This is a genomic window from Pontibacter chitinilyticus (assembly GCF_039748935.1).
GTDB classification, from domain to species: Bacteria; Bacteroidota; Bacteroidia; order Cytophagales; family Hymenobacteraceae; genus Pontibacter; species Pontibacter chitinilyticus.
This window is the reverse complement of record NZ_JBDIZJ010000002.1, coordinates 282,917-298,977: the sequence shown is the minus strand read 5'-3', so window position 1 is coordinate 298,977 and position 16,061 is coordinate 282,917. Positions and strand designations below refer to the sequence as shown.

Here is a 16,061-nt window from a genome sequence, read left to right as displayed (position 1 = left end):
TAAAAGGCTGCTGAACTTAGGGCGTTTGCTGATGAGCCACAATATGGAGCCCGATATTTACCTCCGGGTAGATGGTTTTATCACCCAGCGAATTGTCGGAGCGATACACCAGGCCCCATTTGGTGCGGTCTATGTTAAAGTTGGCTATGGCCTGCAGCGTGCCATCCTGCAGCGTTACCTTGGCCGGGAAAGAAATGCTTTTTGTCTGGTCTTTAATGGTCAGGTTGCCCGTGATGCGGTGCGTAGGATTTTTGATGCGATACTCGCTATACTTCTGGGTGGCCTGCGGGGATTTACCAGTGCTATCAAACGGGGCCATACCGGTTAGCTCGAATACGGCAGTAGGGTAACGCGCTACGTCAAAGAAGTCAGCAGAGCGCAGGTGGTTAGTTAACTTCTCATTATTTTTGGCGTCTATGGCTTTGTCTTCAGAGTGCATGGCCGCGACGTCCAGCACCATACGCCCGCCGGTGATCAACCCCTCGTGCATGTATAATTCGCCTTCTGCTACTTTAAAAATGCCGTTGTGGCGGCCCGTCATTTTAGCTCCTATCCAGGTGACGTCGCTTTTGGCGGTATCTACTACAAAGGTATGGGAAGGATCGGGAACAGGTTCTTTTGTGGTGATGGCGTCGCCTACTATCGCTTCATCTGTTTTAACGGTTGTGTCGCAGGAGGTGACGGCGAACAGCAAAAGCAGGCTGGCGCTAACATGATAAAAGAACTGCCATGAACGATGGTGCATGGTATAAGCTTTTGATGTGACGTACTGATTGAGGACAAAGTTTGTAAATCAGATACGCTGCAACGGCAAAAATGATATGGTAACGTCTGTTTTGCCAAGCAAACGAGCTTTGACGATCAGAATCCAATGCCCACGTATACCTGCCACACATCATTCTTGATGTCTTCGCTGAGCGGGCGCCCTCTATCGTCTTGTTTGTGTAAGTCATCAAACAACAGGTTATAGCGCACGCCCACTCTAAAGCGGCTAAAGCGCGCCTCCAGGCCTGCTGCGCCGCCCAGATTAGAGGTGTTATAGGTCTTCAGGTCCACCTCTTTGCCATCTTCTTCCGCCGAAACCATCATGGCGAGTTGCGGCCCCAGGTGTAAGCTAACATGGCGGGTGATCTGGAATACGGCCAGCAACGGTATGGTGATGTAGTCCTGGCGGAAAACGGAATCTGCCTGCTCAAAGCCCTGCCGCGAATATAGCACCTCCGGCTGTAGCGAAAAGAAATTACTCAGCGCAAACTGCGCGAAAACGCCTGCATGAAAGCTGGTGTAGGGGCTCACTTTGCCAAACAGGTCTTTGTCGCTGCCATAAATGTTGGCCATATTCAAGCCTGCTTTTACACCAATGCCGGCATTTGGCGCATCCAGGCCACTAAGTAGGTTATGATTGCGTTGGATGGTGGAAGGGCCGGTAATATCATCCTCCTGTCCTAAGCAGGTGCCCGCATAAAGTACCAGGATGAAAAACAAGTATAACTTTCTCATAAGGCAGGATTAAGTTGACCGCTGTTTGTAAAACAGCCGGATAATAGTTTTTCTCATTTTTGTTATACTAGAGCTGATGTACAAAATGTTGCAGCAAAGTATGTATTCGCTATTCTGACCAACGGCGATTCTGTCTAGAATTAATGGCAGTGGCGCTAGAATGCTGTATAATCGTACTCCCACAGGAGCGAAAAAGCCGTTAGACAGCATAGAGGTCAAAATGCTAAAATTCTTCAAATTTATGGGGTGATAATATGAAATTGTTAAGAAGAAGCGTCATTCTTAACAGGGAGCTAACAGCAATTGGTGGATAAGTATAGGTAATAAACAAAGTTATCCACATTTATCCACACGCCAAGGGTTCAAAATTATGCAGCAGGAGGCACCGGTTTTTACTTATCCACTTTGCTAAAACAGGCTGCTAAAGGCATTAGTTTTTGCACCGTTTCTGTGGCAGTCCGTTCTTATTTTCTCATGTAGAGGCACAGCCGTAAACTAGTGAGGCCCTGCTTTTGTTAGTTTTGTGCTATGTTAAAAATTGCCTGGTCTGAGATCTTCGCCCACAGCCTGCCCGAGAATCACCGCTTCCCAATGGCCAAGTACGACTTGCTACCGGAGCAGTTGTTATATGAGGGCACCATTACCCCCGACAACCTCTTTGTACCGGAGCCGCTGCCGGAGCAACTGATACTGGATACACATGAGGCTGCTTACTGGCAGCGCCTCCGCGACTTGCAGCTTACGCCGGCGGAAATACGCAAAACCGGTTTTCCATTGTCCGAACAGCTGGTGCAACGCGAGCTCGTGATCATGAACGGTACGCTGCAAGCAGCTCTGTTTGCTTTAACTTATGGCATTGGGATGAACATAGCAGGCGGCACACATCATGCGTTTTCTAACAGAGGAGAAGGGTTTTGCCTGCTCAACGACATTGCGATCGCTGCCAATTACCTGCTCCGTTACAAAGGCTTCAGCAAAATACTGGTGGTAGACCTGGATGTGCACCAAGGCAACGGCACCGCGCAAATTTTTGCGGAGGAGCCGCGCGTGTTTACGTTCAGCATGCACTGCGGCCATAATTACCCTTTCCACAAAGAGCACTCAGACCTGGACATTCCGCTGGCGGAGGGTACCGATGACAAAACCTACCTGCGTATACTTCAGGAAACACTGCCGCGCCTTTTGGAGGAGGTGCAGCCGGAATTCGTCTTTTTTCAGTCGGGTGTGGATGTGCTGGCAACGGATAAACTGGGCAAACTGGGCATGACGATTGCCGGATGCAAAACCCGCGACCGCTTGGTGCTGGAGCTATGCCGCCGGCAGGGATTGCCGATAGCCGTAAGTATGGGTGGCGGCTACTCCAGGCAGATTGCGCACATTGTGGAGGCGCACGCCAATACCTTCCGGCTGGCGCAGCAACTCTGGTTTTAGGGGATAAGCTTAGAATGTAAGAGCGGAAAGCAGTAGCAAGTATAAAAGCCAGGTTGTGCGGCACCAGCTGTTATACGTTAGTTTTGCCTTTTGCTGAACGTGCTTTTATCAAAGCAACACTACAGCCTTTCGTCTGTGTCAATGCGTTGTTGGTTCCGCAGCGTATGCCGGGAGCTTTTAGTTAACCTGGATAGCAACAAGCGCAGCACCAGGTAAATAACAGGAGCCAGTGCCAGTACCAGCACCGCAAACAGAACAGCTTTCAGCACTTTTACAAAGATCGATACCAGCAGCACCGACAGCACAAGCGATAGAATAGCCATCGCCCATAATTTTACTTTCGTGGTCATAAGCAGTAGGGGAGAATAGGTGGCGGAAGCACGCTACCTGCCAGCTAGTTTCATACTATGTTAGCAGCAGCATCCGTTGGCCAGTAGCTGCTGCCGTAGACCTTATACTTGGTTGTGCGGCAAAGGTTAGCGTTTCTGCAGCACCAGTTGCCACCGGAACGCCCACATCCAGCGGAGACTGTACGTGTTCACACCGGCCTGCTGTACCAGCTCCTGCAGTTCCTGCCGCCGAAAAGCCCGCCACACCGACAGCGCCGCATCATTGCGGACCAGAACGGACCTGGAAAACACAGCCGTGATGTACTTAATAGAATAGTAGGCAAACCAGTGCCGGTGCAGGTCGTTGATGATCACCCCCACCCGCGCCTGGCGGTACAGCTGCCGGAACATCCGGATAAGTTGCGCGTCGGTGAAGTGATGACAGAAAAGGCTGCAGACAATTACGTCATACTGCTCTTGGGCAAACTCCTCCGAAAACACATCAAACTGCTTTACTTCAATAGCCGGGTACTCGCTGCATTCCTTCCGGGCATACTGCACAATGTAGTCGTTTGCATCAATGCCTGTCAGCTGCACATCTATGCCTTTGCGTTGCGCCCATTGCGCCATGTGCATCAGTGTGTCGCCACCACCGCAGCCAATGTCAGCAATGTGCAGCGGGCCGTTGCCATGCCGGCCCAACAGCTTTTCCAGTGCATCGAGCACTACTTTGTAGCCGCCCAGCCGCTTGTTAATTATCTCCAGTTCCTGCAGCGTCTTACGCATTTCCTCGCCCGAATAGGCCAGGTCATCCATCAGCTCCGGTTCATTACTTCGATGTGCCAGCATAGTGTACTTTCAATAACATTGATTCGAGGGTAAGGCCGGGGCCGAAGGCAAAGCTTAATACCGGTTCATCTTTATCTTTTATCGTCAGCTCTTCCATCAGTTGGTTCAGCACAAACAGCACCGTGGCCGACGACATATTGCCGAAATCCCGCAACACCTGGTAAGCAAAGCGGTTGTCGTTGCGCGACATGCCCAGTTCCTGCTCGATGACTTCCAGAATACGCCGGCCGCCGGGATGTATGGCAAACAGCTTTATTTCAGAAATAGATGTTTTCAGCCCTTGCAGCAGCCGGTCAGTGAGTTGTTTGATTCCTTTCTTGATGAGGTCAGGCACATACGAGGAAAGTGTCATCTCAAAGCCAGTGTCGCCAATGTGCCAGGCCATATCGCGCTTGCCAGCCGGTGCCAGGTCGCAGTGGAATGACTGTAGCTCCAGGCTTACCTGCTGGCAAGGCTCACCCTGGACCAGCACAGCGGCTGCACCGTCGCCAAACAGGGCGTTAGACACCAGCTGGTCCTGTTCGGTAGCCTTCTGAAAATGGATAGTGCAGATCTCCGTGCACACCAGCATTACCCGTGCCGCCGGATCGGCTTTGCAGATGGCATCAGCCAGCTTAATGGCATTGAAGGCGGCATAGCAGCCCATAAAATTTACAGCTGTGCGCTGCACCGTAGTGGCTAGCCCGAGCCGTTCCACTAGTTCTATATCCAGCCCCGGGGCATACATGCCGGTGCAGCTCACCGTAATCAGGTGGGTCAGATCCGCTATGCCGGTGCCTGAAATTTTTTGCAGACAATTGCTGACTGCCGTTTCAGACAATTCCAGGGCATGTTGTTTATACAGGTCCATGCGCTGCTGCACAGTAGGGAATGGCTCCAGCATGGGCGTGTTCGGGAAAAAAGTAAACGCTCCATTCTGGCGGGTATAATCTTCCAGCACGCTGTAGCGCTGCCCAATGCCAGACACGCGGTACAGTGCCTTTAATTTGCGGGTGTCTCGTTCGTTAAACTGCAACGCTTCCGCCATAAAATCTGCGATTTGCATTTGCGGTATTTTGTGGGGCGGGTTGGCGGTGCCAATGGCGCATAAGTAGCTCTTCATGTAGTTTGTTCTTCGTTGCTTGTTACACTGTTGCCTGCACTAGCAGGAGGGGTCCTGTTTAGAACAGGAATTGTAAGAGATAGTTATGACGCGGAGCCGACGAGAGGCAACCAACAGCAGTGAATGCCCTTAACTACGAAAGCAGCTGCTTTAAAGGTATGGCAGAAATGTTCGTGGACTTAAAAAGTCCGGCCATGCGTCTGGCGCATGATCAGGCGCACGGCCGGTGGCAGAAACCGGAGCGTACCCACTGCCGCTTCTGAAAGTATAGGGCTTCCGAACAGGCGCTGCACCGCCCGGCCCACCCGCAGTCGGTTTTCAAACTGCTGCCGCCATACTTGTTCGTAGCGCTTCTCCAGCAGTTGCCGGTTGTGCCCTTCCCGGAAATAAAGCAGCACCTGTTCCGTGGCAAGCTTGCCTGAATGAATGGCCATGGCCATGCCGTTGCCACAAAGCGGAGTAATCATTCCTGCGGCATCTCCACACATCAGCATGTGGTTTTCGATACAGGTTTTCGAGGCAAAAGATACTTCGTTGATCACCTCTGGCTGCTCATACAGAAACTCTGCTTCCTCAAAGATTTGGCGCAGATGGGGGTTACGGTGCAGCACCTGCTGCTCCATGCGGGGAATGCTGCCATGCGTTTTCAGGTTCTGGCGGGTAGTCAGGTAGCAGAAACAGTAGCGATCATCTTCTATGGCAGAGATGCCGGCATAGCCATCTTTAAAATTATGCAGCGCGATCAGGTCCCGGGGCATGTCGTACCGGAGATGATATTTGATGCCAATGTAGGGCGATCGGGCAGTAAAGAAGGGGCGGCTAAGCTGCCGGTCGAGGTTGGCGCGCTTGCCGTAGGCTCCCAGCACCACAGTAGCCTGTATGCTGCTCCCCCCCGACAGCTGAAGAGTAAAAACATCAGCGGCAAACTCTACCTCCTGCACTGTCTGCTGTAGGATAAAGTGCACCCCGTGCTGCTGCGCCAGTTGGTACAGGTAGTGGTCTAAGGTATAGCGGCTAAGGCCAAAGCCGCCCAGGTCCAGGTCAGCGTGCAGTGCCTTGCCCGTGGGGGAAGTCAGCATAAAGCGGGTGATGGCGGCAGGTTGCAGCGGGGCAGGGTCAGCGCCAAGAGAGCACAGGTAAGGCAGCACCTCATTGGAAATATACTCTCCGCATACCCGGTGGAAAGGGTACGCTTTTTTCTCGACCAGCACCACGGCAAGCCCCTGTTGCGCCAAGCCTATGGCGCTTATCAGCCCGGCAAGGCCACCACCAATTATAGCTACATCAGTCAATTGTACGTAAGGGTTTAAGCATGCTTGTTATATTACAAAATAGCACACGATATTTTGTCAAATTCCCCTGATTTATAAGGGATAATGCAAGAACAAAATATGTTGCTAATCGTTTGATAAAAGGAACAACTTTTGCATAGGATCTACTTGAACTGACTCATTTATATGAAAAGAACTATACTTTCTTTCGTTATGTGTTTACTGGTGCTCATGGCACACGCACAGACGCGTACGCCAGCCGTGGTGCAGGTAACACAAACAGATAATCAAAAAGCCGATAAGACGCTTACCGTAGAACGGGTAGACCAGGATATCTCTATTTACCCGAACCCCAGCGAAGGAGTATTTACCATATCTGTTGCCAACCTAAAAGCGCATACTGCAGACTTACGGATCATGAACGTAATTGGCAACGAAATACTGCATGAAACCTTAACGCGAGGCGATGGGCAGTTTGCAAAAACCATCGACCTAAGCCATCTTGCCAAAGGGCTATACTATGTAAAGCTGGAGGCCGATAATTTTAGCGCAGTGCGTCGGGTAATCATCAAATAAGGATAAGTTCTATACCTGAAAATCGTCAGTTCCTGCTGCAGGAACTGACGATTTTTTTGTGCCCTGCATTAAACCATGTGCTTTATAACCTGTCTTACTGCTAACTAATTTAACCAAGAACAGAAGATGAAAGGAAAGAACATTGTTACGCGCCTGTTTATGCTGAGCCTGGGTTTGCTGCTGAGCCTGGGGGCCATGGCGCAGCACAGCCAGAGAGTACAAACTTCTCCGCAGGAGCGCACTGCCCGCAGGGTAGAGCAGTATAAAAAGCAACTGAACCTAACCGACGAACAGACCTTGAAGTTAGAGGACGTCCTGAAAAAATCCATGGTGGCTATGCAGGATTTACGTGCTAACACCAGCCTGAACCGGCAGGAGCGGACAGAGAAGATGAAAAGCCTCCGCACCCAGCGCGAAGCAGACGTGAAAGCGTTGCTGACTGATGCGCAGCAACAGCAGTATGAAGCCCTTGTGCAGCGGCAGCAAGAACGCCAGCAGCGACGTGGTACCCGGCAGTATGGCGGTAATGGAAGCCATTAAGCTGCCAGAAAGATTTTAAGTTAGTATTGTTTGTGATGACGAAAACCCGCTGTGCACTAGTGCAGCGGGTTTTTCCTTTGAGGGAGCTTGCTGCCAAGCTTTTGCAAGCCTTATTTCTCCGGCAGAATGGCTCTGGAAACATAGCCGGTAAAGGAGGAGGTATCTTTCAGGATGCGGGCCTTTACAAAAATAGTCTCTGAAGTGTCGAGTACCTGTATCAGTTGGGCCGTATCGAAATGCGCCAGCGCCATTCCTTCAAAGCTGGGGCGGCTGTACAGATGGCCGCTAATGAGCGGTTTGGTTACGAGCAGCACATCAGCTGGCACAGGGTCTTCACCAGCCTCACTGGCATCAGTTGCCTCCGAAGAGTCATGCTCCAGGGCATTCTTGTTCCGGTTACAACTGATAAGCACCAAGGCGGCAAATACAAGGGGTAGGGCGAGCTTTCTCATGAACAGCGGGTGTGTAGTCGTATGTATATGGTGACGGCGCAAGAAAGTTGCCCTTCTACATGGAAAGATGCATTTAGGCGCCGAAAGTATTAGGTAACAGTGCTTTGGCAAAGCGCAGAGAAGGCGGGTGATTGGAAAGTATAAGTATAACAGCCAGGGCAACCCAGAGACTACAGGCGCAGTGGCAAGCGTCCGAAATGTTTCCAAGGCTCAAAAAAAGCCCCTATACGTTGCATATAGGGGCTCCTCGGTGGCCTTGCCGCGAATCGAACGCGGATCTAAAGTTTAGGAAACTTCTATTCTATCCGTTGAACTACAAGGCCGGCTTTTTCGGCAGGCAAATTTAACTTAAATCCTCTCGCCAAACAAGTACCGGCGCTGGCAGATAATCAGCCTGCTAGTATAAAGCCACCGCTATGCCAAAGGCCACTACTGTAAGCACCAGCCCAACCATAAAAATGGTGTATGACACGCGCAGGATTCTATACTTGCGGTTCAGGACCTCTCCCAAATAATAAATATCGGTGATCATGTTGTTGTACAGCGACTTTTTATCGCGCATGATCTCGTGCATCCCTTTCTGGAAATCCTCCAGGGGTAGTTTGGTGAAGTTGCCGAAGAAAAGCAGGTTTACTTTGCTGGTATTTACCCGGTGCTGGTTTTTCTTGAGCTTGAAACTGGTAATCTCGGGCTGGGCCGAGATGATGGCAAAGATGACGGAGCCCAGGGTGGTCAGCAGCAGCGTGCCCACAGGTATGATCAGCGAGCGGTGGTGCGTATAGTCCGTGCCGATCACAGAGGTTTTGGCACTGAGATACGTAATGATGACCGATAGAATAATAGCGTTCAAGCTGATCATCATGTTGGCTTTGTTGTCGGCAATGCCGCTGAGATCGAGGTGTGTTTTATAGGTGTTGCGGAACATGGTTTCGATGCCCCGCTTGGGTTGAGCCAGCGTTTTGCGGTGCTTTTTATCCGCTTTCTTCTTTTTCTTTTCCTCGGTGCGCAGGTGTTCGCGTTGTTTCTGTATGTTTAGCCCCAACTGTGCAGCAAACTTCTGCTGCGCCTGGCTGGAGTTAAAGCTGGTTGAAAATAGAAAGTCCATCTGGAACTTGGCCCACTCGCGTTCAGTAAAGAACTTATCCAGGAAGATCTCCCACTCAACCCGCAGCAGCTCGGCTGTAGCCGGAAAAATGGGCTTTCCGATGTTTGCCATATCCGCATCCACCATCAGCTCCTGTAGCAGGCCTTTCGGAGCCACGTTGGCTTGGGTAGCCGCTATGCAGCCCATGATACGGTCTATCCGCTCCTGCGGGTATGCTTGTTGCTGCAGCCACTCTGTTGCCAGCCGCTGACTTTCTTCTTCGTGCCCCTGGTAAGTATTGATATAGCCGGTGTCATGAAACCATGCTGCTAGTACCAGGTCCTGCAGTTCGTCGGGGGGCAGATGGCTGCTTTGGCCCAGGCTCAGTGCTTCTGCCGCTGTTTCCTGGGTATGTCTGTGGTTATGGTAAACCAGTTTTTTCGAGAGCCGCTCCTTTAGCAGCTGCAAAACATACTCACGGGCTTCTTGTATAATTTTTGATTCTTCCATAGTGCTGAGTATACGCTGCTGTTCTTCTTATGCGTGTGCAGTGCTGACGGCAGGTAATAAGGTGGCATGCGCGGCATGCGGTATTTTGCGGTTACGGTAAATGCTACTTTTTAGTTAGTAAAGGGCTATACTATAAGAGCGATAGATGCAGTGTTGCCGCTACAACCAAACGCCAGCGCCCTTCGTTAGCAAAGCCGGCTTGTCGCCTTGCCAGATCGTGGCGGCGCAGGTTCCGTGGAGCACCCGAGCTGCTACAGCGTAAGCATGTATGGTGTTCCTGCGCAATAAGGCCCTACTTTCCGGGTTCCAAAGTTGTTGTTTTCAGCTACAATGGTATAGCAGGAAAAGCCGTTTTACTTTTTATAAAAAGATGCACATCCTCAAGCCTTTTCCGAAACACCTTGTGTGGCAGGTGCTGCTAATACTGCTCCTGAGCGCCTGTGTAAACACAAAACCGTATTACAGCCCGCAGGTAGCGCATTGGCAGCAGCAGAAACCAGCGCCGGAGCGCAAGCTGCTTTACACTGTTTTCCTGATCGGCGATGCCGGGGAGCCAAACATAGAAGGGCCGCAGGAGCCCACACTTAAGCTGCTGCAGCAGATGATGCACAAAGCCGGGGAGCAGAGCGCCACCATTTACCTGGGCGATAATGTATACTACAACGGCCTGCCCGAGTCTGATGCCATGGACCGCCAGATATCCGAAGAGCGGATGAACCAGCAGCTGAATATTCTGCGGGATTACGCAGGCGAAACTTACATGATACCCGGCAACCACGACTGGAACCACAGCGGCCGAGGTGGCCTGGAGGCCGTGATGCGGGAGCAGAATTATGTAAACGAATACCTGACGAACAAGAACATTGTAGTGGGCAACGATTACTATGTGCCCGCTAATGGCTGCCCCGGCCCCTATGAGGTAAGGCTGAGCGATAACCTGGTGCTGATCGCGATAGACTCAGAGTGGTGGATGTTTCCGTTTAACCGGCCTTATGGCAACAACAGCGGCTGCGGCGCCACTACCGAAGCCGATCTGCTGGTGAAGCTGGAAGACATCATCGAAAAGAATAAGGGCAGTGACATCATAGTCGTAGCGCATCACCCGCTGAAGAGCCGGGGGGCACATGGCGGGTTTTTCACGCTCAAAGACCATTTCTTTCCGCTTACTATGCTGCGCGACTGGATGTACCTGCCCCTGCCGGTCATTGGCTCTATTTATCCCTTTGCCCGCAAGTATGGCGGCATCCTCGAAGATATTCCCCACCCACGTTATCAAGCCTACATTCAGGGGCTGCTGAACATTTTTGAGAAGTATGACAATGTTACGTATGCGGCAGGCCACGAACATGCGCTGGAGTATTTTAAGCAGGACAGTGTGCCGCTGATCGTAAGCGGGTCTGGCAGTAAGAACCAGTATGTAAAACCCGGAGGAGACGCCCTGTATGCACAGCGGGTGCAGGGTTTCACGCAACTGCTATACTATGATAACGGAGAGGCGTGGGCAGAGTACTGGGCACCCGTAGGAGATGGCAGTACAGGAGAAGTCACCTTTAGGACGCAGCTTTATACCCGCAAGCCTTCAAAAGAAAAGGTGCTGGTGGAGGATAATACCAACTACAGCGACAGCACCATTACGGTTACCGCCAATGCAGATTATACTACGGGCGCACTTGGCCGCACCTTGCTGGGGCCGCACTACCGCTCTGAGTGGGCCACGCCCGTAACAGTGCCGCTTCTGGATATGGCACATACGTTCGGCGGTCTCACTCCTTACCAGAAAGGCGGCGGCAGAGAAACCGTTACCCTGAAGCTGCGCAACCCGGATGCCCGGGAGTATACGCTTAGGAGTATTAACAAGAGCCGACGTTCCGCACTGCCCGGCTACCTGACAGAAAAAACTACCCACCGCCTGTTGCAGGACCAGGTATCGGCGCAGCAGCCGTATGGCGCGCTGGTGGTGCCGAAGCTGGCCGATGCAGCCGGTGTATACCATACCAATCCGAAGCTGGTGTATGTGCCGGATACACCTTACCTGCGGCAATACCAGGACGAGTTTGGCAATACGCTGGCCCTGTTGGAGGAAGATGCCGATGAAAACCACGAGGATGTCGCCAGCCTGGGCTATGCCACTAACCTGGTGGGCACCGACAAAGTGCTGAGCGAGCTAAAGGAAGACAACGATAACGAAGTAGCGCAAGAGGAATTTGCGCGGGCACGCCTGCTTGACATGCTCCTCGGCGACTGGGACCGCCATGAAGGGCAGTGGCGTTGGGTGGAACGGAAGAAGGACGGAAAGGGTAATCTGTACATTCCGGTGCCGGAAGACCGTGACCAGGCTTTTTTTAAAGCAGGTGGTTTTTTAACCTGGCTGGCCACACGCAAATGGGGTGTGCGCAATGTGCAGAACTTCGGCTACGATTACCCCGATGTGGTTGGCCTGAACCTGAATGCGCTCAGCCTGGACCGAACTTTCTCGTCCAGCCTCACACGCCAGGACTGGGAGCGGCTGGCGCAGCTCATGAAAGATAGTATAACTGATGCTGTGATCGAGGAGGCCGTGCAGCAGCTGCCCGAAAACATACGCCGCATCTCTGGCCCGGAGCTGGTGGCAAAGCTGCAATCCAGGCGAGACAAGCTACCTCAGGCAGCGCTGAAGTACTATAAATTTCTGGCGAAGAGTGTCGATGTTACGGGCAGCGACAAACACGAGCGGTTTATGATTGACCGGTTGAATGATGCTGAAACCCGGCTAACAGTATACAAGTTATCGAAAGAAGGACAGGTGCTCGATACACTTTACCGGCGTACTTTTTATACTGATGAAACCAAGGAGCTGCGGCTGTATGGCCTGGGTGGGGAGGACGAGTTTCACGTGCGCGGCAAAGTTGCCAAAGGCATTGTGGTGCGCATTATTGGCGGCGGCGACGAAGACCTGATCGTGGACAGCTCCAGCGTCCGCGGGCCGGGCAAGTATACGGTCGTGTACGATATTAGCACCGGGAACAAGTTTGATTTCGGACCGGAAACAAAAGACGAAACGACTCTGGCCGAGGAGGTAAACATCTATGATCGGACAAATGACCAGATTCCTTACCTGGGGCCGCGCTTTGCGGCAGAGTATAATGTGGACGACGGGCTGTTGCTCACGGCGGGACTGCTGGCCCGTACCCAGGCCTTCCGGAAAGCTCCTTATGCCTCGCAGCAATTGCTGGAGGCAAGTTATGCCTTCCGCACTAAATCCTACAACGTGCACTACAACGGCGATTTCCGGCAGGTGCTGGGGCGCTGGAGTATGCTGGCAGATGGCAGGGTGCAGGGGCCGCAGTATCAGCGCAATTTCTACGGCATTACCAACGAACCGGCACTGATAGCGGGTAGGAGCGATGCCTATTACCAGGTGCGCTACCAGCGGCAGAATTTCAGTGCTCTCTTCTACAAAGATGTGACCTCCTTTTTTAAAGCAGGGCTTGGGCCGACGTACGACCGCTTTAAGGTGGCAACGCCGGACGGAGAAAATTTTCTGCTGGACGAGGCTTTGGCGGGACACCTGCCACAGGACACCTATGCTGCCGGCGAAAATCACTTTGGGGTTCAGCACTACCTCGGGGCAACCGCTTTCCTGAACATGAACATCCTGGGTGACAAGGACGAAGTAAACCCGCGCATCGGGATGCGCTGGCACAACAGCATCAGCTACAACCACCAAGTGGGCGGCGCCCACCTGCGCTACACGAACCTCAGCTCCGATTTTAGCTTTTACATTACGCCAAACTTTCCCTTTCAACTCACCTGGGCCGGCCGCATTGGTGCGGCTCACAACATAGGCGATTTCCGCTTTTACCAGGCAAATACGTTGGGTGGTACCGATAATCTGCGCGGCTACCGGCGTACGCAGCTCTCGGGGCGCTCTGTCCTTTTCGGCAATGCTGAGGCACGGATCGCGCTGCTCAACTTTAAGCTTTATCCTTCGCCGGCTAAGCTTGGTATACTTGCTTTTTATGATGCCGGCCGCGTGTATAATGAGAACGACAGTAACCAGCACTTTTTCCCTGCCCTGCACACCAGTTATGGTGGCGGCGTCTGGACCGAACTGCTCGGCAACAACCTGCTCTCACTCACCTACGCTGTTGGCGATTACGAAAACCTGTGGGCGCTCAGGTTCGGCTTCTTTTTCTAATCTTGCTTGCCGGGGCCACGCCTGAGGCTCTGTAGGATAGGAAAAGCAACGCCGGTGCTACTTGTGCTGGCGCTGCTTTCGTTCCGATTGCACCCCTGGCGGTACCAGGCTGCGGAGGTACTGGTAGGTGGCATATTGTGCCCGGATATTGGTAGGAGTAAGCGGCTGTAAATAGGTATTATCTACGGTGCGCGATTTGGTGTCGTCGGTTAGCTGAAAGCCGATGATGGTGCGTACCTGCTCCACCAGGTCTTGCTGCAGCAACGGGAAAGCTACTTCTACGCGGCGGTCCAGGTTGCGCGTCATCCAATCGGCAGAAGCGATGTAGTATTGTTCTTTGCCATTGTTGTGGAAGATGTATACCCGCGCATGCTCCAGGTAGCGGTCCACTATGCTGCGCACTTCAATATTCTCGCTTAAGCCTTCTACGCCGGGCACCAGGCAGCAAATGCCCCGCACCAGCAGTTTTATCTTTACACCCGCCTGGCTGGCAGCATAGAGTTTCCGGATCATCCGTTCGTCCTGCAGCGCATTCATCTTCAGGATCATGGCGGCTGGCAATCCTTTGTGTGCATTTCTGATCTCACGATCAATAAACTTTAGAAAGCTCTCCCGCATGTTGATAGGTGCCACCAGCAACTGCCCGAATTTTTTATCCGGATGGCGGTCGATGAGAAAGTTGAAGACCTGCTCCACATCTTTGGTAAGGCGCTCATCCGAAGTAAAAAGGGCATGATCCGCGTAAATGGTAGAGGTGTCCTCGTTGTAGTTGCCCGTGCTGAGATACGCGTAGTTAACTAGCTTGCCCTGCTCATTGCGGGTGATCAGGCCTAACTTGGAATGCACCTTCAGGTCTGGTACGCCGAAGATAACGTTGGCACCGGCTTTCTGCAGTTTACCGGCCCAGTAAATGTTAGACTCCTCATCAAAGCGGGCTTTCAGCTCCACAATCACGGTAACCAACTTGCCATTTTTGGCAGCCTTTGCCAGCGCCCGGGCAATTGCCGACTTGCCGGCAACGCGGTACAGCGTAGCGCTGATAGCTGTCACTTTAGGGTCGGTAGCCGCTTCGTTGAACAAGCGCAGCACGTAATCGAACGACTGGTATGGGTAATGTACCAAGTAATCCTGTTTTTGCATGGCAGCCAGCAGACTCGGCTCCTGCTCCAGTTGCGGATGTATAAGCGTAGGCTGCGGTTTATATTTCAGATCGGGCAGGTTAAAGTCCGGGAACTGAAAAAAGTCGCGGAAGTTGTGGTACTTGCTGCCCTCCACCAGCTCCTGGTCCGAAATGCCGGTGTGGGCCATCATCATATCCAACAGCTCCTGGGGTGTTTCAGGGTCGTAAAGCAGGCGGGCCGGGTAACCTGTTTCGCGCTTCTTCAGGCTCCGGCGAATCTTGGCCATCAGGTCACCCGATACTTCCTCCTCAATGTCCAGCTCCGCATCACGGGACACTTTCACGGCGTGCGCTTCAAAGTGCGTATACCTCGGGAACAGCTGGGGCAGGCAATACCGGATCACATCATCCAGAAACATCACGTAGCGCTGCTCACCCTCGGTAGGCAATTTTACAAAGCGGCTGCCGTGCTTCTTGGTCGGGATCTCCAGCATGCCAAAACGCTCCGGCTTCGCGCCTGCTTCCACCGGCGCATCCATCTTTATACTTAAGTATACGGTTTGATCTTTCAGGAAAAGATGCGTTTCGGTATCATCCAGAATGATAGGCAGAAGCAGCGGCTCGAGGTTTTCCTCAAAGTATGTTTTTACCCATTCTTCCTGCTCCGGGTTCAGTTCATTTTCCGTCAGCAGGTGAATGTTTTCCTGGCGCAGGCCCGTTAGGATGCCTTCCCTGAAAACCTTCCCGAATTCTTCCTGCTGGCGGTGTACCTCCTGCATTACCTGGTCGAAAATGGCCGCAGGATCTGATTTTAGTTTGGCCCGTGTCTTCTTTTTGAGGTTGATCAGGCGTTTCAGGGTAGCCACACGCACTTTGAAGTACTCATCCAGGTTAGAGGAGAAGATGGCCATAAACTTAATGCGCTCCAGCAACGGTACGCGCTGATCGCCCGCTTCCTGTAATACTCTGTAGTTAAAAGCGAGCCAGCTTAGTTCCCGGTTGATAAAAGGAACATCCCGCTGTGGCTTTTCCTGTGCTTGTTCTTTTTTGTTCATTCTGGTAAAACTGTGCTGGCGAAGCTGTGGTGCGAAAAAAAGCTGCCCGTAACGTGGGCGGTTTG

General features: G+C 52.3%; 12 protein-coding genes, 1 tRNA gene and 1 pseudogene. 4 read left to right on the top strand and 10 right to left on the bottom strand.

What is annotated here, in order from left to right:
- Positions 1-16 precede the first annotated feature (16 nt).
- Together ABDW72_RS04910 and ABDW72_RS04905 are read right to left on the bottom strand one after the other, a co-directional pair.
- A complete protein-coding gene (locus ABDW72_RS04910) occupies positions 17-745 on the bottom strand; it encodes a YceI family protein (protein ID WP_347157344.1) in 729 nt (242 codons plus the stop codon).
- A 116-nt stretch (positions 746-861) separates the two neighbouring features.
- Positions 862-1,500, bottom strand: coding sequence for a porin family protein (locus tag ABDW72_RS04905; RefSeq protein ID WP_347157343.1), 639 nt, complete (start codon positions 1,498-1,500; stop codon positions 862-864).
- A gap of 528 nt (positions 1,501-2,028) precedes the next feature.
- Between ABDW72_RS04905 and ABDW72_RS04900 the strand changes: the two genes are divergently transcribed.
- The gene (locus tag ABDW72_RS04900) at positions 2,029-2,931 is read left to right on the top strand and encodes a histone deacetylase family protein (RefSeq protein ID WP_347157342.1); all 903 of its coding nucleotides are present in this window, start codon (positions 2,029-2,031) and stop codon (positions 2,929-2,931) included.
- Between the two features lie 119 nt (positions 2,932-3,050).
- On the opposite strand, the gene ABDW72_RS04895 is transcribed toward ABDW72_RS04900, so the two are convergent.
- The 4 genes and pseudogenes from ABDW72_RS04895 to ABDW72_RS04880 all read right to left on the bottom strand — a co-directional run bounded on the left by ABDW72_RS04895 (position 3,051) and on the right by ABDW72_RS04880 (position 6,503).
- Positions 3,051-3,281, bottom strand: a complete 231-nt coding sequence (locus tag ABDW72_RS04895) for a hypothetical protein (protein WP_347157341.1) — start codon at positions 3,279-3,281, stop codon at positions 3,051-3,053.
- 126 nt (positions 3,282-3,407) lie between these two features.
- On the bottom strand, positions 3,408-4,109 hold the full coding sequence (locus ABDW72_RS04890) for a methyltransferase domain-containing protein (protein WP_347157340.1): 702 nt from the start codon (positions 4,107-4,109) through the stop codon (positions 3,408-3,410).
- Positions 4,090-5,226: pseudogene (locus ABDW72_RS04885) on the bottom strand (type III polyketide synthase); the annotation flags it as partial. The pseudogene ABDW72_RS04885 and the gene ABDW72_RS04890, both read right to left, overlap by 20 nt.
- 164 nt (positions 5,227-5,390) lie before the next feature.
- On the bottom strand, positions 5,391-6,503 hold the full coding sequence (locus ABDW72_RS04880; protein WP_347157339.1) for an NAD(P)/FAD-dependent oxidoreductase: 1,113 nt from the start codon (positions 6,501-6,503) through the stop codon (positions 5,391-5,393).
- A 165-nt stretch (positions 6,504-6,668) separates the two neighbouring features.
- Between ABDW72_RS04880 and ABDW72_RS04875 the strand changes: the two genes are divergently transcribed.
- Together ABDW72_RS04875 and ABDW72_RS04870 are read left to right on the top strand one after the other, a co-directional pair.
- On the top strand, positions 6,669-7,058 hold the full coding sequence (locus tag ABDW72_RS04875) for a T9SS type A sorting domain-containing protein (RefSeq protein WP_347157338.1): 390 nt from the start codon (positions 6,669-6,671) through the stop codon (positions 7,056-7,058).
- Positions 7,059-7,184: 126 nt separating this feature from the next.
- Positions 7,185-7,598, top strand: coding sequence for a hypothetical protein (locus ABDW72_RS04870; RefSeq protein ID WP_347157337.1), 414 nt, complete (start codon positions 7,185-7,187; stop codon positions 7,596-7,598).
- Positions 7,599-7,708: 110 nt separating this feature from the next.
- Here ABDW72_RS04870 and ABDW72_RS04865 read toward each other — a convergent pair whose 3' ends face one another.
- The 3 genes from ABDW72_RS04865 to ABDW72_RS04855 form a co-directional block, all read right to left on the bottom strand.
- The gene (locus ABDW72_RS04865) at positions 7,709-8,050 is read right to left on the bottom strand and encodes a hypothetical protein (RefSeq protein ID WP_347157336.1); all 342 of its coding nucleotides are present in this window, start codon (positions 8,048-8,050) and stop codon (positions 7,709-7,711) included.
- Positions 8,051-8,301: 251 nt separating this feature from the next.
- Positions 8,302-8,373, bottom strand: a tRNA-Arg gene (locus tag ABDW72_RS04860).
- Between the two features lie 74 nt (positions 8,374-8,447).
- Positions 8,448-9,644 carry a Pycsar system effector family protein gene (locus ABDW72_RS04855; protein WP_347157335.1) on the bottom strand — a complete coding sequence of 399 codons (1,197 nt, stop codon included), beginning with the start codon at positions 9,642-9,644 and terminating at the stop codon, positions 8,448-8,450.
- Between the two features lie 370 nt (positions 9,645-10,014).
- Between ABDW72_RS04855 and ABDW72_RS04850 the strand changes: the two genes are divergently transcribed.
- Positions 10,015-13,821, top strand: coding sequence for a BamA/TamA family outer membrane protein (locus tag ABDW72_RS04850; protein WP_347157334.1), 3,807 nt, complete (start codon positions 10,015-10,017; stop codon positions 13,819-13,821).
- A gap of 57 nt (positions 13,822-13,878) precedes the next feature.
- On the opposite strand, the gene ppk1 is transcribed toward ABDW72_RS04850, so the two are convergent.
- Complete coding sequence (gene ppk1 / locus ABDW72_RS04845; protein WP_347157333.1) at positions 13,879-15,996, bottom strand: polyphosphate kinase 1; 2,118 nt, start codon at positions 15,994-15,996, stop codon at positions 13,879-13,881.
- Positions 15,997-16,061: the final 65 nt, after the last annotated feature.

Excerpts from the sequence above, each read along its gene's own strand:
- ABDW72_RS04870 (WP_347157337.1), top strand. The coding sequence starts at position 7,185 with ATGAAAGGAAAGAACATTGTTACGCGCCTGTTTATGCTGAGCCTGGGT.
- ABDW72_RS04855 (WP_347157335.1), bottom strand. The coding sequence starts at position 9,644 with ATGGAAGAATCAAAAATTATACAAGAAGCCCGTGAGTATGTTTTGCAG.
- ABDW72_RS04900 (WP_347157342.1), top strand. The coding sequence starts at position 2,029 with ATGTTAAAAATTGCCTGGTCTGAGATCTTCGCCCACAGCCTGCCCGAG.
- ABDW72_RS04850 (WP_347157334.1), top strand. The coding sequence starts at position 10,015 with ATGCACATCCTCAAGCCTTTTCCGAAACACCTTGTGTGGCAGGTGCTG.
- ppk1 (WP_347157333.1), bottom strand. The coding sequence starts at position 15,996 with ATGAACAAAAAAGAACAAGCACAGGAAAAGCCACAGCGGGATGTTCCT.
- ABDW72_RS04875 (WP_347157338.1), top strand. The coding sequence starts at position 6,669 with ATGAAAAGAACTATACTTTCTTTCGTTATGTGTTTACTGGTGCTCATG.
- ABDW72_RS04865 (WP_347157336.1), bottom strand. The coding sequence starts at position 8,050 with ATGAGAAAGCTCGCCCTACCCCTTGTATTTGCCGCCTTGGTGCTTATC.
- ABDW72_RS04910 (WP_347157344.1), bottom strand. The coding sequence starts at position 745 with ATGCACCATCGTTCATGGCAGTTCTTTTATCATGTTAGCGCCAGCCTG.
- ABDW72_RS04905 (WP_347157343.1), bottom strand. The coding sequence starts at position 1,500 with ATGAGAAAGTTATACTTGTTTTTCATCCTGGTACTTTATGCGGGCACC.
- ABDW72_RS04895 (WP_347157341.1), bottom strand. The coding sequence starts at position 3,281 with ATGACCACGAAAGTAAAATTATGGGCGATGGCTATTCTATCGCTTGTG.
- ABDW72_RS04890 (WP_347157340.1), bottom strand. The coding sequence starts at position 4,109 with ATGCTGGCACATCGAAGTAATGAACCGGAGCTGATGGATGACCTGGCC.